Origin of the sequence: Pseudomonas sp. 9AZ, assembly GCF_902506525.1 — a bacterium.
Classification (GTDB): domain Bacteria; phylum Pseudomonadota; class Gammaproteobacteria; order Pseudomonadales; family Pseudomonadaceae; genus Aquipseudomonas; species Aquipseudomonas peli.
In genome coordinates, this window is the sequence record NZ_LR733840.1 from 1176357 (window position 1) to 1194761 (window position 18405).

Below are 18405 nucleotides of genomic sequence, written 5' to 3' on the forward strand. Positions count from 1 at the left end.
TCGCACCTTAGTGGTAGCCATCTTCTTCCGTAACCTTGCCGCGGAATACGTAGTAGCTCCAGGCGGTGTACATCAGGATAAAGGGGATGATGAACAGCGCGCCAACCAGGATAAAACCCTGGCTCTGCGGCGGTGCGGCGGCGTCCCAGATGCTGATCGACGGCGGGATGATATTCGGCCACAGGCTGATGCCCAGGCCGCTGTAGCCGAGGAAGATCAGCGTCAGGGTCAGCAGGAACGGCGCGTAGTTGGCGTTACGCGCCACCGCGCGCAGCAGCGCCCAGGTGCACAGCAGCACCAGCAACGGTACCGGCATAAACCAGAAGATATTCGGCAGGCTGAACCAGCGCTCGGCGATGTCGGCATGTGCCAGCGGCGTCCACAGGCTGACGATGCCAGTGACGCCAAGCAGGACGAACACCAGCGGCCGCGCCAGGTCATGCATCTGCTGTTGCAGGCGGCCTTCGGTCTTCATGATCAGCCAGGTACAGCCGAGCAAGGCGTAGGCGGCAATCAGCGCCAGGCCGCAGAACAGCGAGAACGGCGTCAGCCAGTCCAGCGCGCCACCTGCATACGCCCGGTCGACCACCTCGAAGCCGTCGATATAGGCCCCCAGCGCCACGCCCTGGAAGAAGGTCGCGGTCAGTGAGCCGCCGATAAATGCCTTGTCCCAGAGGTGGCGTTTGGCGGCCTTGGCCTTGAAGCGGAACTCGAACGCCACACCGCGAAAAATCAGCCCCAGCAGCATAAAGATCAGCGGCAGGTACAACGCGCTGAGCACCACCGCGTAGGCCAGCGGAAAGGCGCCGAACAGCGCCGCACCACCGAGCACCAGCCAGGTTTCGTTACCGTCCCAGACCGGCGCCACGGTGTTCATCATCACATCGCGCTCGCCTTCGCTTTTGACGAAGGGGAAGAGGATGCCAATGCCTAGGTCGAAGCCGTCCATGACCACGTACATCATCACGCCGAAGGCGATGATCACGGCCCAGATCAGCGAGAGATCAATGCCCATATTCAACTCCTCTCAGCCAGCGAATCAGTTTCACCTTCTTCCAGGCCCTCTTCGGGCGCGGACAGCGGACGCGACGGCGTACGTTTCTGGCCTGGGCCGCCCTCGGCGGTTTCCTTGCCTTCGTCGGTGATAGGGCCTTTGCGCACCAGGCGCATCATGTAGCTGATGCCGGCGCCAAACAGGGCGAAATACACCACCACAAACAGGATCAGAGTCAGGCTCATCTGCGCAAAACTGTGCCCGGAGGAAGCATCCGCGGTGCGCATCAGCCCCTGGATGATCCAGGGTTGACGGCCGATCTCAGTGGTGTACCAGCCAGCAAGGATGGCAATAACCCCCGACGGGCCCATCCACACGGCCAGATGGAGGAACGGCCGGCTTTGAAACAGCTTGCCGCGACTGCGCAGCCACAGGCCCCAAAGACCGGTAAGGATCATCAGCATGCCCAGGCCAACCATGATCCGGAAGGTCCAGAACACGATGGTTGAGTTAGGCCGATCTTCCTTGGCGAACTCCTTGAGTGCCGGCACCTGCTTGTCCAGGCTGTGGGTCAGGATCAGGCTGCCGAGGGCGGGAATTTCAATTTTGAAGCGGGTTTCTTCGGCGTCCATATCCGGCCAGCCGAACAAGATCAGCGGAGTCGGCTCATCGCCATGATTTTCCCAGTGGCCTTCGATGGCGGCGATCTTCGCCGGCTGATACTTGAGGGTATTCAGGCCGTGGAAGTCGCCAATCACCGCCTGGATCGGCGCAACGATCAACGCCATCCACATGGCCATCGACAGCATCTTGCGGATCGCCGGGTTGTCGCGACCGCGCAGCAGGTGCCAGGCCGCCGACGCGCCAACGAAGAACGCCGTGGCAAGGAACGCCGCTGTAGCCATGTGCAGCAGGCGATACGGGAACGAGGGGTTGAACACCACGGCGAACCAGTCCACCGGAATCACCCGCCCGTCGATGATTTCGAAGCCTTGCGGGGTGTGCATCCAGCTGTTGGAGGCGAGAATCCAGAAGGTCGAAATGAGCGTGCCGACCGCCACCATCACCGTGGAGAAGAAGTGCAGGCCCGGGCCGACGCGGTTCCAGCCGAACAGCATGACGCCGAGAAAACCCGCCTCAAGGAAGAACGCGGTCAGCACTTCATAGGTCAGCAGCGGTCCGGTGACTGCTCCGGCAAAGTCGGAAAACGCGCTCCAGTTGGTGCCGAACTGATAGGCCATGACCAGACCGGAGACCACGCCCATGCCGAAGTTGACCGCAAATATCTTCGCCCAGAAGTGGTACAGGTCGCGGTACACCTCCTCGCCCGTCTTAAGCCACAGCCCTTCAAGCACCGCCAGGTAACTGGCCAGGCCAATGGTGATGGCCGGAAAGATGATGTGAAAGGAGATGGTAAAAGCGAACTGGATTCGGGCGAGGTCGAGAGCCTCCAATCCAAACATGGCGTTTCCTCAGTCAGGTGATACGGGGCACGGCCACGGGCGCGCATGCCAGTCACGGGTAATCAGTCAGGGGAATTATTGCTCTGGGTGAGGCAACTAGCGAGCTGGGCAAAGCCCTCACAACCGCGCGCCGAAGGTGTTGACGCGGGTCAATGCATGTACAGAGAGTAGCGTTTGCAGGTGCAAGTTCAGCTGTGGTCGATTGTCGCGCGACCGGCTGCCACAAGCATTGCGCGCAGACACAATCTGCCTCTGGCAGCTTGTGCAAGCTCACACCAAGCCCCTAGGCTGCACCTCCCCCAGTATCACTCGAGCCTTTTCGGCCATGTCACAGCTTTTGCTCCGTCAGCACCGTCCATTCCTGGCCTTCTGGTTCGCCCGGGTGTTCACGGCCAGCGGCTTCCAGATGATTACCGTGGCGATTGGCTGGCAGATGTATTCGCTGACCGGCAACGTGCTGGACCTCGGCCTGGTCGGGCTGATCGAGTTTCTGCCGAAGATCCTGTTTATCCTGCTCACCGGGCATGTCGCCGACCGCTTCGATCGGCGCAAGGTGGCGGCGCTCTGCCAGAGCGCCCAGGGGCTGATTGCCCTGGGCCTGCTGCTGGGTAGCAGCGCCGGCAGCATCAGCCGCGAAATGATCTTCGTGATTGCCTTTCTGCTCGGCACCGCCCGCGCCTTTGAGATGCCGACCACCCAAGCTCTGCTACCGAATATCGTGCCGCCGGGGCTGTTTCCCGCCGCCGTGGCAGCCTCCGCATCGGCCATGCAGGCCGCCACCATCATCGCGCCGGCGCTGGGCGGTTTGCTCTATGCGCTCGGCACGCACTGGGTCTACGGCCCGGCCGTGCTGTTATATGGCTGCGCCCTGAGCCTGATGCTCAGCCTGCCGGCGCGCCAGCTGCCGCTGAAACAGAAGGTCTCGCTGGATTCACTGCTGGCCGGCTTTCGCTTTATTCGCAGCCGCCCTGCCGTGTTCGGCGCGGTGTCGATGGACATGCTGGCGGTGCTGCTCAGTGGCGCCACCGCACTGCTGCCGGTGTTTGCCAAGGACATCCTGCTCACCGGCCCCTGGGGCCTCGGCCTGCTGCGTTCGGCACCGGCGGTGGGTGCGCTGCTGATGTCGTTGTGGCTGGCGCGGTTTCCCATTGAGCGGCGGGTCGGCCCGGTGATGTTTACCTCGGTGGCGATCTTCGGCGTGGCGACCATCGGCTTCGGCCTGTCCACCTCACTCTGGTTCAGCCTGGCAGCGCTGGTAGTGCTGGGCGCAGCGGACATGATCAGCATGGTGATTCGCGGCGCCTTCGTGCAACTGCAAACCCCGGACGAGATGCGCGGCCGGGTCGGCGCGGTCAACGGCCTGTTTATCGGTGCGTCCAATCAGCTCGGCGACTTCCGCGCTGGGGTCAGCGCGGCCTGGTTCGGCACCGTACCGGCAGTGCTGATCGGCGGCGTGGGGGCGATTCTGGTTACCGGGATATGGATCCGCCTGTTCCCCGAGCTGGCCAGGCGCGATCATATGCATCCGCAAGGCCCAGAGCGAACCAGCGACTAACGGGTTAGCCGACCAGCATGGCCTCGGCGACCTGCTTGCGCACGGCCTTGCCGCACAGCTGTTCGACCAGGGTCAGAGCAAACGCCAGGGCGGTGCCGGGGCCCTGACTGGTGATGCAGTTGCCATCGACCACCACTGGCTGATCGACAAACACGCAACCGCTCAGACGATCACTGAACGCCGGATAACAGGTCATGCGCCGCTGCCTGAGCACACCGTACTGCTGCAGGGCGACGGCGGGCGCCGCGCAGATCGCCGCAAACAGCTTGCCGGCCTTGGCCTGCTCGCGCACCCGCTCGGCCAACGGCTCGTGCTCGGCGAGGTGTTGTGCGCCAGGCATGCCGCCGGGCAGCACGATCAGGTCGAAGGGCTGGGCCAGAACGTCGACCAGCATGGTGTCGGCGGTCAATCGCGTGCCACGGGCACAGGTGATCATCCGTCGGCTTTCGATGCTGGCCACCACCACCTCAACCTCGGCCCGCCGCAGTACATCAATCAGGGTTACGCATTCGAGGTCTTCAACACCATCGGCAACGCTGATAAGAGCCCGTGCAGTCATCGTTTCGCTCCTTGTTCTGGCCGTGCATAAACTGTCCGAGCGGTCATAAATTCACCCGTTCCAGACGAGCTGATATGATGCGCGCCTTTTTCCAGATCGCCAGCAAAAACATGCACCCACGCGTGGATGTGCTTTGCTTTCGGTTTGCATAAACACGGCAAGAAGGCCGTTACGGGGAGCTCTACATGCTGGAAAGATTGTTCCAACTCAAAGCCCACAACACCACGGTGCGCACCGAGCTTCTGGCGGGCCTGACCACCTTCCTGACCATGGCCTACATCCTCTTCGTCAACCCCAACATGCTGGCCGAAACCGGTATGGATAAAGGTGCCGTATTCGTTGCCACCTGCCTGGCAGCGGCGATTGGTTCAGCCATCATGGGCCTGCTGGCCAACTACCCGATTGCCCTGGCACCGGGCATGGGCCTGAACGCCTTCTTCACCTACACCGTGGTGCTGACCATGGGATACACCTGGCAGACTGCTCTCGGCGCGGTGTTTCTCTCCGGCGCAATCTTCTTCCTGCTGTCGATCTTCAAGATCCGTGAGTGGATCATCAACAGCATACCGCTGGCCCTGCGCTCGGGTATCGCGGCGGGTATCGGCCTGTTCCTGGCCATCATTGCGCTGAAAAACGCTGGCATCGTGGTGGACAACCCGGCCACCCTGGTCGGCCTCGGTGACCTGAGCAAGGGCGGCCCACTGCTGGCCTGCCTGGGGTTCTTCGTAATTGCCGCGCTGGCTTACCGCCGCGTAACCGGCGCGGTGATGATCGGCATTCTGCTGGTCACTGGCCTGTCGATTCTGTTCGGCTTGTCGCAGCTCAATGGCGTGGTGTCGATGCCACCGTCACTGACCCCGACCCTGATGCAGCTGGACATCATGGGCGCGCTGGATATTGGCCTGCTCAGCGTGATCTTCGCCTTCCTCTTCGTTGACCTGTTCGACACCTCAGGCACCCTGGTCGGCGTGGCGCAAAAAGCCAACCTGCTGGACAAGGACGGCAAGATGCCAAAGCTCGGCCGCGCCCTGCTGGCTGACAGCACCGCGACGATGGCCGGCGCGGCGCTGGGCACCTCGACCACCACCAGCTATATCGAGTCCGCTGCGGGCATCAGTGCCGGCGGGCGCACCGGTCTGACCGCCTGCGTGGTGGCCATGCTGTTCCTCCTGGCGCTGTTCTTCGCCCCGCTGGCCGGCGCCGTACCGGCCTTCGCCACCGCACCGGCACTGCTGTTTGTCGCCGTGCTGATGATGAGCAGCCTGGCGCAGATCGACTGGGACGACCTCACCGTCGCCGCCCCCGTGGTAGTTGCCGCCCTGGCCATGCCGCTGACCTTCTCGATTGCCAACGGCATCGCCTTCGGCTTTATCGCCTGGACCCTGATCAAGCTGCTGGCCGGCCGCTGGCGCGACCTCAACCCGGCGCTGGTAGTGCTCTCGGTGCTGTTTGCGATCAAACTGGCGTACTTCGCCTGATGACCCAGCGGGTGAGCCCTTACTCACCCGCCTCCATTTGAAAAGAGTCCTGCATGAGCCGTTCCCAGTTCGATCCCGCCAACTACGCCGCCCAACTTGCGGAGAAGCAGCAGCGCCTGATCGAGCTGTTGGCACCGTTCAACGCCCCTGCACCCGACGTATTCGAATCGCCGCGCGAGCACTATCGCCTGCGCGCCGAATTCCGCTTGTGGCGTGAAGGTGAGGATCGCCACTACGCGATGTTCGAAGCCGGCGATAACCTCAAGCCGATTTTCTTTGAAGATTTCCCCATCGCCAGCGCGCAGATCAATGCGCTGATGCCGCGCCTGAAGGCTGCCTGGCAGGCCAGCAGCGCCCTGAGCTTCAAGCTGTTCCAGGTCGAGTTCCTGACCACCCTGGCCGGCGACGGACTGATTACCCTGTGCTACCACCGCCCACTGGATGCCGCCTGGCAGGCCGACGCTGAAAAGCTCGCGGCCGATTTGCAGGTCAGCATCATTGGCCGCTCCAAGGGCAAGCGCATCGTCATTGGTAAGGACTATGTCGAGGAGAAACTGCAGGTCGCCGGACGCACCTTCAGCTACCGCCAACCGGAGGGCGCGTTTACTCAGCCCAACGGTGAAGTGAACCAGAAGATGCTCGCCTGGGCCTATGATGCGCTTGGCGAACGCTCGGACGATTTGCTTGAGCTGTACTGCGGCAACGGCAACTTCACCCTGCCGCTGGCCACCCGCGTGCGCAAGGTGCTGGCCACCGAGATCAGCAAGTCCTCGGTCAACGCCGCACTGGCCAACCTGGCCGACAACGGCGTGGACAACATCACGCTGGTGCGCCTCTCTGCCGAGGAGCTGACCGAAGCGCTGAATGACGTGCGACCGTTCCGCCGCTTAGCCGGCATCGATCTGAAAAGTTACGACTTCGGCTGCGTATTCGTCGACCCGCCGCGCGCCGGCATGGACCCGGACACCTGCGAGCTGACACGACGCTTCGAGCGCATTCTGTACATCTCCTGCAACCCGGAGACCCTGGCCGCCAACATCGCCCAACTCAACGACACTCACAAGGTGACGCGCTGCGCGCTGTTCGACCAGTTCCCCTATACCCACCATATGGAGTCGGGTGTGCTGCTGGAGCGCCGTTAAGCCTACAGGCGCTGCAAGCCGCGCAGCGCCCAATAGCTCAGCCCCGCCGATACCACTTCCAACAACAGCGCGTAGAGGTTGAACGTCTGCTGCGCGCCACCATCCAGCCACAGCCCGCCAATGCGTGCCAACGCCAGCGCGCTGTAGAGCAGCACCAGCAGAGTCAGCGCAGCGCGCGTCAGGTCCAGCCGACTCAGCGACAAGCCGAGAAACGCCGCCAGCCCCAGTTGCAAGCCACCGTAGAACGCCCGCATATCCGTGGCGGCCGCTGGCGACATCAGCAACATACCGCTGAGGTTGGCCATTTCATGGGGGCGCACAAAATAGGCCAGCCCCAGCCCCGCCAATGCCAACAATTGAATCACCAGTACTGCGCGTGCAAACAACATGAACACCCCTCCCCCCTGAAATCGAGCACGCAGCATAAGCTGCGCCCGTCCGATTCGGAAATCGCCGGTGGTTGGCCACGGCCACCCGGCGCTATGCTCAGCCTTTCACCTGCCAGGAGTTACCCGATGCGCCAGTTGCTTGTTCTCGCCGGGCTGTTTGTCAGCAGCCTGAGTTTCGCCGCCGAACCCCTGACCATCGACGTGCATCGCGATGCCAACTGCGGTTGCTGCAAGGCCTGGATCAGCCACCTGCAGGACAACGGCTTTAAGGTTGTTGATCATGTAGAAACCGATATGAGTGCGGTCAAACAGCGCCTGGGCGTGCCGCCGCGCCTATCGTCCTGCCATACCGGAGTGATCAACGGCCAGTTTGTTGAAGGCCATGTACCGGCCGCCGACATTCTCAAAATGCGCAAACAGCCCGACCTGCTCGGCGCTGCCGTACCCGGCATGCCAGCCGGCTCACCGGGTATGGAATACGGCAATGTACGCGACGCCTATCAAGTCATCGGCCTGGATAAGCAAGGCGCCGAGCGGGTGATCAGCGAATACCCCACCATTGAATAAGTGACACTGCACTGGCGTAGTTCAAGCCTGCGGACGACACTCACGCTCGGCATACACACAGGATGATAGCGATGCGCTGGAAACGCGGAAGACGCAGTGACAACGTGGTGGATGCGCGCGGCAGCGGCTCACGCATGGGCGGCGGCAAAGGGCTGACCCTGGGCGGAGTAGCCATCGTGGTGATCGTCGGCCTGCTCAGCGGCCAGGACCCGATGCAGATCCTCGGCCAGCTGGCCGGGCAAGCCATGCAGGGCGGTTCGGTCAGCGCGCCGCAACGCTCAACGCCTGCCGCCAATGACGAGCAGTCGGAATTCGTCCGCGCCGTGCTCGGCGATACCGAGGACACCTGGCGGGACATCTTCCAGGGCGCCAATCGGCAGTACAAGGACCCGACCCTGGTGCTGTTTCGCGGCGGGGTGAATTCCGCCTGTGGCTTTGCCAACTCGGCAGTCGGGCCGTTCTATTGTCCAGGCGATCAGCGGGTGTACATCGATCTGGCGTTCTTCCGCGAGCTGGAACAACGCTTTGGCGCCGCCGGCGACTTTGCCCAAGCCTATGTGATTGCCCATGAAGTCGGCCACCACGTGCAGACTCTGCTCGGCGTCTCGGCCAAGGTCAACGAGGCCCGCCAACGCGGCGAACGGGTGGAGGGTGCGAACGGGCTACTGGTACGCCAGGAGTTGCAGGCCGACTGCCTGGCCGGGGTGTGGGCCTATCACGGTCAGCAGCGCCATGACTGGCTGGAGCCAGGCGACATTGAAGAGGCGCTGAACGCCGCCAATGCCATCGGCGATGACCGCTTGCAGAAGCAGGCCCGTGGCCAGGTGGTGCCTGACTCCTTTACCCACGGCACCTCAGAGCAGCGCGTGCGCTGGTTCAAGACCGGTTTCGACGGCGGCGATGTCGGCCGCTGCGATACGTTCAAAGCCACGCGGCTGTAAACCAGACAAACGGCCAAGATATTCAGCGCAAAAAATGCCGCTTACCTGATCAGGTAAGCGGCATTTTTTATCAGCGGCACGCCCTGTCTATTGCGCCCAAGGCGGTGGTGGCTCTTCGCCTTTGGGTTCGTCTTCGGCATTCAGCAGCGCCTGACGGCGCGCTTCGTCGGCCAAGGCGGCCTTGATCTCGCGCATCACCGCATCGATATCGGCTTCTTCTTCCGGGTCATCGAATTCACCCGTCAGCGGGCTCTCCGGGGTCAGTTCACCGGCCTCATAGAGCGCCCACATTTCCTTGGCGTACTTGGTGAATTTCAATTCCGGGGCAAACTGACCGAAATACTCAGCCATGTTGCGCACATCGCGCTCAAGCATCTTGAACGCATGGTTGTTGCCGGCCGCATCCACCGCTTGCGGCAAGTCGATAATCACCGGGCCACCCGGATCAAGCAGCACGTTGAATTCCGACAGGTCACCATGCACCAGGCCAGCGCAGAGCATTTTCACCACTTCATGAATCATAAAAGCGTGGAATTCGCGGGCATCGTCCGGGTGCAGGTCGACATCATTGAGGCGCGGAGCCGCGTCGCCCTCACCGTCATCGACCAGTTCCATGAGCAACACGCCTTCAAGGAAGTCATACGGCTTGGGCACCCGCACCCCGGCGTTGGCCAAGCGGAACAAGGCGGCAACCTCGGCATTCTGCCAGGCATCTTCCTGGCCCTTACGGCCGTACTTCGAACCTTTGGCCATGGCCCGGGCATCACGGCTGTTGCGTACCTTGCGGCCTTCCTGGTACTCGGCGGCTTGGCGAAAACTGCGTTTATTGGCTTCCTTGTAGACCTTGGCGACGCGCAGTTCCTCACCGCAGCGCACCACGTAGACCGCGGCTTCTTTACCGCTCATCAGCGGGCGTATCACTTCATCGACCAGCCCGGCTTCGACCAGGGGCTCAATACGTTTTGGCGTCTTCATCAGCTTTAATCAGGGGTCCTGTGTTGCCCAAGTCGACTCTGCCGCCCGTTATACGGCAATCTTTACGCAGCGCCCACCCTCCTGTCAGCACACCCCGCATTACCTGGCGCCACCCAGACCGATCGAAGGCTGAGTAAATCGCTCAATCATGCCGCTTAGCGGTGTGTTAAGTGGCGCACATGCAGCAAACCCGGTGTTACAAACACACGCGCCATGCAACCAAAAGGGATTTAACACTGTCCCATTCGCTGTATATTCGCCAGCCGGTCATGCCACGCGCAAGGACCCTTACCGCCACCCCGCGAAGGCGCCTCGCCTGAGCCTGCATGATTGGGGGAAACAACTGTGAAACATGCCCAATCTGGCAGCAGCACCCTGCCCCAGCAGCCACATCTTCAGGCGCGCAACGCATTGGGCAGTCTGGCCGCCAAGCGCCACGCGCATCCTAAACGCTGCAATGGCATCGCCGCGCTGCACATCGCCTCCAGCCATGTCGTCACCGATACGCCTGCACGCTACATCAGCCGCCTGTGTGCGCAGTTTGCGCACAAGCTGCCCGTCAGTTTCGGTGACCACCACGGGCGCATCGAATTTGCCTTCGGCCTCTCGCATCTGCATGCGGATCGCACCGGCCTGCATATCACGGTCCTGAGTAATAACCCGCAGGACCTGAACAAGCTCAAGCACCTGATAGCCACACACTTCGAGCGCTTTGCCTGGCAAGGCGAGTTAGACCTCGCGTGGCAGTAGCCCACGACACCCCACCACGCAGGTGAGCACCTCAGGGTGCCAATAACTGCTGCCGCAGCGCCTCGATGGCATAACGCACTTTGGCCGGTTGTGCATCGCGGCGCGGTGTCACCAAATAAATACCAAACGGCGGCAGGCGCCAGTGCGGCAGTAGCTCACGCAAGCTGCCATTGGCCAACTCTTCGAGCACTTCCTGCTCCGGTTGCAGCGACACACCCATACCGGCCAAGGTGAAATGGCGCACGGCGAGGATGTTGTTGCAGCCCACCCGGCTTTCCACACGCAGCTTCTCGACCTGGGCGTGTGGCCCATGCAGCTCCAGCAAGTTGAACGCACTGTCACTGTGCAAAATCAGCCAGTCCAGGCCGATCAGGTCCTGAGGCTGAGTGATCGGCGGTTTGCGCAGCAGATAGGCCGGCGCAGCGCACAGCAACATGCGTGTATCACCGATATGCCGCGCCACCAGGCTGGAGTCTTCCAGATGGCCGACACGAATGGCCAGGTCGATGCGCTGTTCGACCAGGTCGACCTGCTCATCCTGAAAAAACAGCTTGAGGCTCAGGCCACTATGCGCCTGCAACAGCGGCGCCAGCGCCGCGCTGAGCCGCCGCCCGGAAAACCCCACCGGCGCGGCAATACGCAGCTCGCCGACCGGGGCATCGCGTAACTCGGCCAGGCGCTGTTCGGCCTGCTGCGCCAGTGCCAGCACCTGAGCGCAACTCTGATAGAAGGTCGCGCCCGCCTCGGTCAGGGTCAGCTTGCGCGTGGTGCGATGCAGCAGGCTGACCTGGGTGCTGTCTTCCAGTTTACGAATCTGCTGACTGACTGCTGAGGCCGTCATCCCCAACACTTCAGCCGCCGCCACCATGGAGCCTCGGTCGACTACGGTGGCGAACACCGCCATGCGCTTTAACTGCTCCATTCGTAAGCCCTTCTTAATAGTTAAAGCCTTTTTAGCCTATTTTTCTGCCCTTTACCCAGCTGCGATTATTGCTGTCACCTAATCGCACCTGGAGAACCCCATGAAACTCGCCCTGATCGGCGCCAGCGGCTTTGTTGGCGCTGCTGTTCTGCAAGAAGCCCTGGACCGTGGCCATCAGGTCACCGGCATCGTTCGTAATCCCGCGAAACTGCCACAGCACCCTGCGCTTAACGCCGTGGCGGGCGATGCCTACAACGTCGAGGCGCTGGCCGCACACCTCAAGGGCCACGATGCAGTGATTCACGCCTTTAATCCCGGTTGGGGCACAGCGGATATTCGCGAACGCTTTATCAAGGGCAGCCAGGCGATCATCGCGGCCAGCAAACAGGTCGATGTGCAGCGACTGCTGGTGGTCGGCGGCGCGGGCAGCCTGTATGTCGCACCGGGCCTGCAATTGATCGACACCCCGGACTTCCCCGCCGAATACAAGGAAGGCGCCGAGGGCGCGCGGCAGGCCCTCAACCTGCTCAAGGCTGAAACTGCACTGGCCTGGAGCTTTATCTCGCCACCGGCGCTGCTGCAGCCCGGCGCGCGCAGCGGGCAGTTCCGCATCGGCGGCGATCAGTTGCTGATGAATGGTGACGCCCCGGCGCAGATCTCGGTCGCCGATTTGGCCGTGGCCATCATTGATGAGCTGGAGCGCCCACATCACCTGCGCCAACGCTTTACCGTTGGCTATTAATCCGTCACTTGACCAGGAGACCCCCATGCCACTGAACGCCAGCGCCTATGTCGCCACGGATACACCTGCCCGCTATATCAGCCGGCTATGCAAACACTTCGCGCACAAGATTCCGGTAAGTTTCGATGAACACCACGGCCGTATCGAGTTCGACAGCGGCCTCGCTCTGCTGCAGGCCGAGACCGACGGTTTGCGCCTGAGTGTGCAAAGCGCCAGCAGCGAAGGCTTGGAAAGCCTGAAACAGGTCGTCAGTCGGCATTTTGAACGCTTCGCCTGGCAAGCCGAACTCAGCCTTGACTGGGAATAACCACTGCTGAGTAGGGAACAACGGCCTGAGCCCAGCAAATAGCGGCGGCGCGGCAGCCTGTCGCTCAGGGCAGGTTGTCACCGAAAGCCGTCTCGATGTTCAGGCCCAGGCTGATCACGCCGAGCAGTACATCGGTATCAGGGTCGTAAAGCGGCGCCGAGACCTTGCTCTGAAAGCTCTGTGTTGAACCGTCATACTCAATCGCGCCGATATACACCTCGTCACGGGGAAGCGACGCGGCCCGCTGAAAATCCAGCTCATCAGCCTGCCAATAATCACTGGTGCTCTCGCTCAAGGCCACCAATTGACCGCTGGCATCACTGATAAACAATTCATTAAACAGCGGGGCATATTGCTGAGCGATACCGGCTAACAGCTTGGATGGCTGCAGGTTGAGCATGCGCCGGATCAATGGTTTTTCTTCAAGAATACGCTCGCGCCGCCACTGCCGATCCAGCTCCTGGATCCGCTCCGCGCTGTTCTCGCGCTGATTCGCCGCCCGCAAAGCCGCAAGCAGATCAGCATGCAGGCCCCAGCGCGCCACATGCTGCGCGACCAGCTGGCGCAGATAGGCCTGTTCCGCATCACTGAGCGCTATGCTGGCCGGAGCGCAGCTTTCCACCTGGCGATTGAAGGCCTTGAGAAAGTCCGGGTGCCCATCGAGAAAGGTCTTGGAAAAATACACGCCCAACGGTGAGTAGCGCACGAAGCGCTCGTGCAGCATCTGCTTACCCTCTGCCTGTTCAAGCGTGCTGTGCATGGCGCTGCTATCAGCCAGCACCATATTGATACGGCCATGGCGAAGCATTTCCACCAGTTGCTCCAAGCGGGGCACTTTCTGTTCAACTTTAATACCGCGCGATTCGAGCCAGATCATGCTGTTGCTGCCCAGTACGCTGCCGATCTTCAGCTGCTTGTCCCAGATGGGCAGGTTGAGCAGGCTGGGGTCCAGTGCGTACCAGTACCATTTCTCCATCAGCAGCGGCGCCGAGAGCACGGCATAGCCATCCACCAAACTATTGGGCGCGGAACTGAAGAAGCCGTCGGCAATCTGCCGGCTGACATTGAGGCGAGCCCGCTGCAGCGAGGTCAGCTGAATCTGATAGGGCTGCTGCAGTTGGTTGAAAATGCATTCCAGCACCTTGACCGACAGACCGCCGAGTTGGCCATCGACCACTACTTGGTAGGGCTCTTCGAAACTGGTGTCGAGCCGCACGGGCACCGGCGGTTGCGCAGCGGCGCACACGCTGGCCAGCACCAGCAGCAGCCCCATATGGCGCAGTCTGAACATTGCCGTCTCCTTGCGTGAGCGCCGTGGCGGATGCAAGGAGTCTAGGCGAGGTTGGCTAAGTCACGGTGCAGCAGCTTGGGCCGCTTTGAAAGTCAGATGTGGATTGGCAGACCGTCAGCCGCAGCCGACAATCCGCCCATGATTATTGAGGATCGCGCCATGCTCGATGCCGACCACTGCTGGCAAGCCGTATGCGACCGCAATGCCACGCAGGATGGCCGCTTTGTGTTTGCCGTACACAGCACCGGTATCTATTGCCGGCCCAGTTGCCCGGCGCGGCGGCCCCGGCGGGAGAACGTCAGCTTCCACCTCGATGCTGACGCCGCTGCCGCGGCAGGCTTTCGCCCATGCAAACGCTGCTCGCCGCAGGGGCAGAGCCCGGCCGAGCAATTAGACGCGCTGGTGGTGGCCGCCTGTGAGCTGCTCAACACCAGTGAGCAGCCGCTGACCCTCGCACAGTTGGCCGCGCGAATCGGCCTGTCCGCTTCGCACCTGGCGCGCGCCTTCAAGGCGCGTACCGGGCTGACACCGAAAGCCTGGAGCGAAGCGCAACGCCGCGCGCGTCTGGAACAGCAGTTGCCAGCAGCAAACAGTGTGCTGGATGCCGCACTAAACGCCGGTTACTCCGGCACCCGCGCGTTGTATCAGCAGCACGCATCCCTGAGCCCGGCACAAAGACGTAAACAGGCCGCTGGCGAACGACTGCGCTACAGCATCGCACCCTGCCCGCTCGGCCACTTGCTTCTGGCCAGCAGCGCCAAAGGCATCTGCGCGCTGCTGTTTGGCGACGACCCGGCTGCGCTGCAAAGTGAACTGCAGCAACGCTTTGCTGCCGCCGAACTGCATGTGGATAACGCGGGCCTGGGCGACAGTCTGCGCCAGGTATTGGCGCAGATCAGCGAGCCGCAGCGCGCCGCCCAGCTGCCGCTGGATATTCGCGGCACGGCATTTCAGCAGCAGGTGTGGCGCGCCCTGCAGCAGATTCCGCTGGGGCAGACGCGTAACTACGCCGAGCTGGCTGCGCAACTGGGCAGCCATCCACGCGCAGTGGCACGCGCCTGTGCCAGCAACCCACTGGGCCTGCTGGTGCCGTGCCATCGGGTGATCGCCAGCAACGGCAGCCTCAGTGGCTACCGCTGGGGCCTGGCGCGCAAAGCAGCGCTGCTTAAGGGCGAAGCCGAGACCCAATAGTCAGCCTCAGCCCGAACTGTCAGTTGAATGCCAGTATTGGGTGGGAGGGGGCGCGCGCGGGCATCAATGACGCGCACAAAAAAAGAGCGGCGCCACCTGCGTGGGCCGCTCCAAATCACGGAGTTGCATACATCAGTACCCGCACCGCGTGCGGATACCGCTGTTTGATTACTTTTCCAGGATTGCAGTCACACCTTGACCGCCAGCGGCGCAAATTGAGATCAATCCACGACCTTCCTGCGCCACTGAGAGCAGCTTGGCCAGGTTGGCGACGATGCGCCCACCGGTGGCTGCAAACGGGTGACCGGCTGCCAGAGAGCTGCCCTTGACGTTCATCTTGCTACGGTCGATGGAGCCCAGCGGCGCATCCAGGCCCAGACGGGTCTTGCAGTAGTCGGCGTCTTCCCAGGCCTTGAGGGTGCAGAGCACCTGCGCGGCGAAGGCTTCGTGAATTTCGTAGTAGTCGAAGTCCTGCAAGCTCAGCTTGTTGCGTGCCAGCAGGCGCGGCACCGCGTAGGCCGGGGCCATCAGCAGGCCTTCCTTGCCCGCGCCGACAAAGTCCACGGCGGCAGCTTCACCGTCCTTCCAGTAAGCCAGGATCGGCAGACCACGGGCCTTGGCCCAGTCTTCACTGGCCAACAGCACCAGAGACGCACCATCGGTCAGTGGCGTCGAGTTGGCGGCGGTCATAGTGCCGCGCGGGCTGCGCTCAAAGCAGGGTTTGAGCGTGGCGAGTTTTTCCAGGCTGATATCGGCGCGCAGGTTCTGGTCGCGGGTCAGACCACGGAACGGCGTCAGCAGGTCGTCATGCCAGCCTTCGGCATAGGCGGCGGCGAGTTTCTGGTGACTGGCCACGGCCAGTTGGTCCTGCTCATCACGCGGAATCGCCCAGGTCTGCGCCATCAGCTCGCAATGCTCACCCATCGACAGCCCGGTGCGCGGTTCGCCGTTGCGCGGAATGGCCGGAGCCAGGTGGCGTGGGCGAATCTGCAGCAGGCTCTTGATCTTCTCGCCGGTGCTCTTGCCTCGATTGGCCTGCAGCAGGATCTTGCGCAGCCCTTCGTTGACCCCAATTGGCGCATCCGAGGTGGTGTCGACGCCGCCAGCGATGCCGCACTCGATCTGCCCAAGCGCAATCTTGTTGGCCACCAGCAGCGCTGCTTCCAGCCCGGTGCCGCAGGCCTGCTGCAGGTCATAGGCCGGGGTTTCCGGGGCCAGGCGCGAGCCAAGCACGCATTCGCGAGTCAGGTTGAAGTCGCGCGAATGCTTGAGCACCGCACCGGCCACCACCTCACCCAGACGTTCGCCATGCAGGTTGAAGCGCTCGACCAAACCATCCAGCGCACTGGTCAGCATCTCCTGGTTGCTCGCGGTGGCATAGACGGTGTTGGAGCGGGCGAACGGAATACGGTTACCACCAACGATGGCGACGCGGCGCGGCTGGGTCATGGATTACTCCTGATGAAGTGAATGGCGCACAGGCTAGCTTGTTACCGCAGTGTGGCATTGGCCGCCTTGCCAGCGCAGCAGGCGGCGCGGTCAATTGCGCATTTCTGCGGGCTGCGTAGAGTGGGCGCACTTTTGATCCATGCGCAGGAGCCGTTTCATGTCAGACCGTTATCTCGCCTTTGCCAACTCCACCTCAGGTCGTCGATTGGTCAGTGCGCTCGGTCTGCCCGCGCCGCTGCTGCTGGAGCGCTGGATGGCAGGGCGCAGCCGGCCGGTCGACGGTGCCCTGCTGATTGGCGGCGAAGGCAGCCTGGCCAGCGCCGTACTGCCCTTTGCCAACAAGCTGACCGACGCCCTGTTCGCCGCCCGTGAAGGCCAGTTTGATTTGCCGCGCTGGACTGCCGAGCATGGCCCCAAGCTCAAAGCGCTGGTGTTTGACGCCAGCGGGCTGACCCGCTTCGAGCAACTGATCGAGCTACGCGACTTCTTCCAGCCGGCTTTCAAGGGCCTGGATAAATGCCCGCGCGTGGTAATCCTCGGCCGCGCCCCGGAATCGCTGAAAGACCCGATTGCCGCCAGCGTTCAGCGCTCGCTGGAAGGCTTCAGTCGTTCCCTGGGCAAGGAAATCCGCCGTGGCGGTAACGTGCAGCTGATCTACGTCGGCAAGGGCGGCGAGACCCAGCTGGAAGGCGCGCTGCGCTTCTTCCTCTCGCCGAAAAGCGCCTATGTATCCGGCCAAGTGCTGCGCCTGAATACCTGCGGCGAACAGGTCAAGGACTGGACTCGCCCACTGGCCGGCAAGAAGGCCCTGGTCACCGGTGCCTCGCGCGGCATCGGTGCAGCCATCGCCGAAACCCTGGCCCGCGACGGCGCCGAGGTGGTGCTGCTGGATGTGCCACCGGCCAAGGATGCCTTGGATGCCCTTGCCGCACGCCTGGGCGGACGAGGCCTTGCCCTGGATATCTGTGCCAGCGATGCCGCCGCGCAGCTTATTGAAGCGCTGCCGGACGGTATCGATATCGTTGTGCACAACGCCGGCATCACCCGCGATAAGACCCTGGCGAAGATGAGCGACGCGTTCTGGAACTCGGTGATCAACGTCAACCTGAATGCCCCGCAGGTGCTGACCCAAGCTCTGCTGGACGCCGGCAAACTGCACGACAATGGCCGCGTGGTGCTGATCGCCTCGATCAGCGGTATCGCCGGCAATATGGGCCAGACCAATTACGCGGTGAGCAAGGCAGGGGTTATCGGCCTGGCCCAGGCCTGGGCACCGACACTGGCCAAGCGCGGTATCAGCATCAACGCGGTGGCACCCGGTTTTATCGAAACCCAGATGACCGCCGCGATCCCACTGACCATCCGCGAAGCCGGGCGGCGGATGAACTCCATGGGCCAGGGCGGCTTGCCGCAGGACGTCGCCGAAGCCGTAGCCTGGTTCGCCCAGCCAGGCTCGGGTGCAGCCACGGCGCAAGTGCTACGCGTATGCGGGCAGAGCCTACTAGGTGCTTAATCGCCCCCGGACTACATCCGAGCTACGGTTTTTAAACCAATATCAGCAGATAGCAAAAGGCCCCGCAGTGCGGGGCCTTTTGCATTCAGCGCGAGCTTGTGCCTGCTCAAGATCTCGCGAGCTAGAGCACTACAAGGCGCTACGTTAGTAACAGCCTTCGGCTGGTCAAAACGGCGA

Annotated in this window: 18 protein-coding genes; 10 read left to right on the forward strand and 8 right to left on the reverse strand. The window is 62.4% G+C overall.

The window, feature by feature from the left end; genetic code table 11:
• Positions 1 to 7: 7 nt before the first annotated feature.
• Together cydB and ALTER154_RS05625 are read right to left on the reverse strand one after the other, a co-directional pair.
• Positions 8 to 1015, reverse strand: coding sequence for a cytochrome d ubiquinol oxidase subunit II (cydB, locus tag ALTER154_RS05620; protein ID WP_160085597.1), 1008 nt, complete (start codon positions 1013 to 1015; stop codon positions 8 to 10).
• A gap of 2 nt (positions 1016 to 1017) precedes the next feature.
• Positions 1018 to 2457 (reverse strand): cytochrome ubiquinol oxidase subunit I, encoded by a 1440-nt coding sequence (locus ALTER154_RS05625; protein WP_160085598.1) that lies wholly within the window; start codon positions 2455 to 2457, stop codon positions 1018 to 1020.
• A 325-nt stretch (positions 2458 to 2782) separates the two neighbouring features.
• Here ALTER154_RS05625 and ALTER154_RS05630 point away from each other — a divergent pair, with 325 nt between their 5' ends.
• Positions 2783 to 4012: an MFS transporter gene (locus ALTER154_RS05630; protein WP_160085599.1), complete on the forward strand. Its 1230-nt coding sequence runs from the start codon at positions 2783 to 2785 to the stop codon at positions 4010 to 4012.
• A gap of 4 nt (positions 4013 to 4016) precedes the next feature.
• Here the strand turns inward: ALTER154_RS05630 and ALTER154_RS05635 are convergent, their stop codons facing one another.
• A complete protein-coding gene (locus ALTER154_RS05635) occupies positions 4017 to 4571 on the reverse strand; it encodes a DJ-1 family glyoxalase III (RefSeq protein ID WP_160085600.1) in 555 nt (184 codons plus the stop codon).
• Positions 4572 to 4756: 185 nt separating this feature from the next.
• On the opposite strand from ALTER154_RS05635, the gene ALTER154_RS05640 reads away from it, so the two are divergent.
• Positions 4757 to 6049, forward strand: a complete 1293-nt coding sequence (locus ALTER154_RS05640; RefSeq protein WP_160085601.1) for an NCS2 family permease — start codon at positions 4757 to 4759, stop codon at positions 6047 to 6049.
• A 53-nt stretch (positions 6050 to 6102) separates the two neighbouring features.
• Positions 6103 to 7191 (forward strand): tRNA (uridine(54)-C5)-methyltransferase TrmA, encoded by a 1089-nt coding sequence (gene trmA / locus ALTER154_RS05645; protein WP_160085602.1) that lies wholly within the window; start codon positions 6103 to 6105, stop codon positions 7189 to 7191.
• Positions 7192 to 7193: 2 nt separating this feature from the next.
• Here trmA and ALTER154_RS05650 read toward each other — a convergent pair whose 3' ends face one another.
• On the reverse strand, positions 7194 to 7580 hold the full coding sequence (locus ALTER154_RS05650; RefSeq protein ID WP_160085603.1) for a DUF4345 domain-containing protein: 387 nt from the start codon (positions 7578 to 7580) through the stop codon (positions 7194 to 7196).
• 126 nt (positions 7581 to 7706) lie between these two features.
• On the opposite strand from ALTER154_RS05650, the gene ALTER154_RS05655 reads away from it, so the two are divergent.
• Entirely contained in the window at positions 7707 to 8147 is a 441-nt protein-coding gene (locus ALTER154_RS05655; RefSeq protein WP_160085604.1) for a DUF411 domain-containing protein, read from the forward strand.
• Between the two features lie 71 nt (positions 8148 to 8218).
• Positions 8219 to 9088 (forward strand): neutral zinc metallopeptidase, encoded by an 870-nt coding sequence (locus ALTER154_RS05660; RefSeq protein WP_160085605.1) that lies wholly within the window; start codon positions 8219 to 8221, stop codon positions 9086 to 9088.
• Between the two features lie 87 nt (positions 9089 to 9175).
• On the opposite strand, the gene ALTER154_RS05665 is transcribed toward ALTER154_RS05660, so the two are convergent.
• Positions 9176 to 10063: a PA4780 family RIO1-like protein kinase gene (locus ALTER154_RS05665; protein ID WP_090249509.1), complete on the reverse strand. Its 888-nt coding sequence runs from the start codon at positions 10061 to 10063 to the stop codon at positions 9176 to 9178.
• Between the two features lie 345 nt (positions 10064 to 10408).
• Between ALTER154_RS05665 and ALTER154_RS05670 the strand changes: the two genes are divergently transcribed.
• Entirely contained in the window at positions 10409 to 10813 is a 405-nt protein-coding gene (locus ALTER154_RS05670; RefSeq protein WP_306108825.1) for a DUF2218 domain-containing protein, read from the forward strand.
• A gap of 31 nt (positions 10814 to 10844) precedes the next feature.
• Here ALTER154_RS05670 and ALTER154_RS05675 read toward each other — a convergent pair whose 3' ends face one another.
• The gene (locus tag ALTER154_RS05675; protein ID WP_160085606.1) at positions 10845 to 11735 is read right to left on the reverse strand and encodes a LysR family transcriptional regulator; all 891 of its coding nucleotides are present in this window, start codon (positions 11733 to 11735) and stop codon (positions 10845 to 10847) included.
• A 100-nt stretch (positions 11736 to 11835) separates the two neighbouring features.
• Between ALTER154_RS05675 and ALTER154_RS05680 the strand changes: the two genes are divergently transcribed.
• Positions 11836 to 12477, forward strand: a complete 642-nt coding sequence (locus ALTER154_RS05680; RefSeq protein WP_160085607.1) for an NAD(P)-dependent oxidoreductase — start codon at positions 11836 to 11838, stop codon at positions 12475 to 12477.
• 25 nt (positions 12478 to 12502) lie between these two features.
• Positions 12503 to 12784 carry a DUF2218 domain-containing protein gene (locus ALTER154_RS05685; protein WP_160085608.1) on the forward strand — a complete coding sequence of 94 codons (282 nt, stop codon included), beginning with the start codon at positions 12503 to 12505 and terminating at the stop codon, positions 12782 to 12784.
• Between the two features lie 64 nt (positions 12785 to 12848).
• Here the strand turns inward: ALTER154_RS05685 and ALTER154_RS05690 are convergent, their stop codons facing one another.
• Complete coding sequence (locus ALTER154_RS05690) at positions 12849 to 14075, reverse strand: hypothetical protein (RefSeq protein ID WP_160085609.1); 1227 nt, start codon at positions 14073 to 14075, stop codon at positions 12849 to 12851.
• 159 nt (positions 14076 to 14234) lie between these two features.
• Here ALTER154_RS05690 and ada point away from each other — a divergent pair, with 159 nt between their 5' ends.
• Positions 14235 to 15266: a bifunctional DNA-binding transcriptional regulator/O6-methylguanine-DNA methyltransferase Ada gene (gene ada / locus ALTER154_RS05695; protein WP_160085610.1), complete on the forward strand. Its 1032-nt coding sequence runs from the start codon at positions 14235 to 14237 to the stop codon at positions 15264 to 15266.
• 168 nt (positions 15267 to 15434) lie between these two features.
• On the opposite strand, the gene ALTER154_RS05700 is transcribed toward ada, so the two are convergent.
• Positions 15435 to 16715 carry an acetyl-CoA C-acetyltransferase gene (locus tag ALTER154_RS05700; protein ID WP_160085611.1) on the reverse strand — a complete coding sequence of 427 codons (1281 nt, stop codon included), beginning with the start codon at positions 16713 to 16715 and terminating at the stop codon, positions 15435 to 15437.
• Positions 16716 to 16872: 157 nt separating this feature from the next.
• On the opposite strand from ALTER154_RS05700, the gene ALTER154_RS05705 reads away from it, so the two are divergent.
• Entirely contained in the window at positions 16873 to 18228 is a 1356-nt protein-coding gene (locus ALTER154_RS05705; RefSeq protein ID WP_160085612.1) for a 3-oxoacyl-ACP reductase, read from the forward strand.
• Positions 18229 to 18405: the final 177 nt, after the last annotated feature.

What these genes read in the sequence shown, in the direction of transcription:
- ALTER154_RS05685 (WP_160085608.1), top strand. Translation starts at nt 12,503, where the DNA reads ATGCCACTGAACGCCAGCGCCTATGTCGCCACGGATACACCTGCCCGC.
- ALTER154_RS05635 (WP_160085600.1), bottom strand. Translation starts at nt 4,571, where the DNA reads ATGACTGCACGGGCTCTTATCAGCGTTGCCGATGGTGTTGAAGACCTC.
- ada (WP_160085610.1), top strand. Translation starts at nt 14,235, where the DNA reads ATGCTCGATGCCGACCACTGCTGGCAAGCCGTATGCGACCGCAATGCC.
- ALTER154_RS05655 (WP_160085604.1), top strand. Translation starts at nt 7,707, where the DNA reads ATGCGCCAGTTGCTTGTTCTCGCCGGGCTGTTTGTCAGCAGCCTGAGT.
- ALTER154_RS05660 (WP_160085605.1), top strand. Translation starts at nt 8,219, where the DNA reads ATGCGCTGGAAACGCGGAAGACGCAGTGACAACGTGGTGGATGCGCGC.
- ALTER154_RS05680 (WP_160085607.1), top strand. Translation starts at nt 11,836, where the DNA reads ATGAAACTCGCCCTGATCGGCGCCAGCGGCTTTGTTGGCGCTGCTGTT.
- cydB (WP_160085597.1), bottom strand. Translation starts at nt 1,015, where the DNA reads ATGGGCATTGATCTCTCGCTGATCTGGGCCGTGATCATCGCCTTCGGC.
- ALTER154_RS05705 (WP_160085612.1), top strand. Translation starts at nt 16,873, where the DNA reads ATGTCAGACCGTTATCTCGCCTTTGCCAACTCCACCTCAGGTCGTCGA.
- ALTER154_RS05690 (WP_160085609.1), bottom strand. Translation starts at nt 14,075, where the DNA reads ATGTTCAGACTGCGCCATATGGGGCTGCTGCTGGTGCTGGCCAGCGTG.
- ALTER154_RS05640 (WP_160085601.1), top strand. Translation starts at nt 4,757, where the DNA reads ATGCTGGAAAGATTGTTCCAACTCAAAGCCCACAACACCACGGTGCGC.
- trmA (WP_160085602.1), top strand. Translation starts at nt 6,103, where the DNA reads ATGAGCCGTTCCCAGTTCGATCCCGCCAACTACGCCGCCCAACTTGCG.
- ALTER154_RS05675 (WP_160085606.1), bottom strand. Translation starts at nt 11,735, where the DNA reads ATGGAGCAGTTAAAGCGCATGGCGGTGTTCGCCACCGTAGTCGACCGA.
- ALTER154_RS05630 (WP_160085599.1), top strand. Translation starts at nt 2,783, where the DNA reads ATGTCACAGCTTTTGCTCCGTCAGCACCGTCCATTCCTGGCCTTCTGG.
- ALTER154_RS05665 (WP_090249509.1), bottom strand. Translation starts at nt 10,063, where the DNA reads ATGAAGACGCCAAAACGTATTGAGCCCCTGGTCGAAGCCGGGCTGGTC.
- ALTER154_RS05625 (WP_160085598.1), bottom strand. Translation starts at nt 2,457, where the DNA reads ATGTTTGGATTGGAGGCTCTCGACCTCGCCCGAATCCAGTTCGCTTTT.
- ALTER154_RS05700 (WP_160085611.1), bottom strand. Translation starts at nt 16,715, where the DNA reads ATGACCCAGCCGCGCCGCGTCGCCATCGTTGGTGGTAACCGTATTCCG.
- ALTER154_RS05650 (WP_160085603.1), bottom strand. Translation starts at nt 7,580, where the DNA reads ATGTTGTTTGCACGCGCAGTACTGGTGATTCAATTGTTGGCATTGGCG.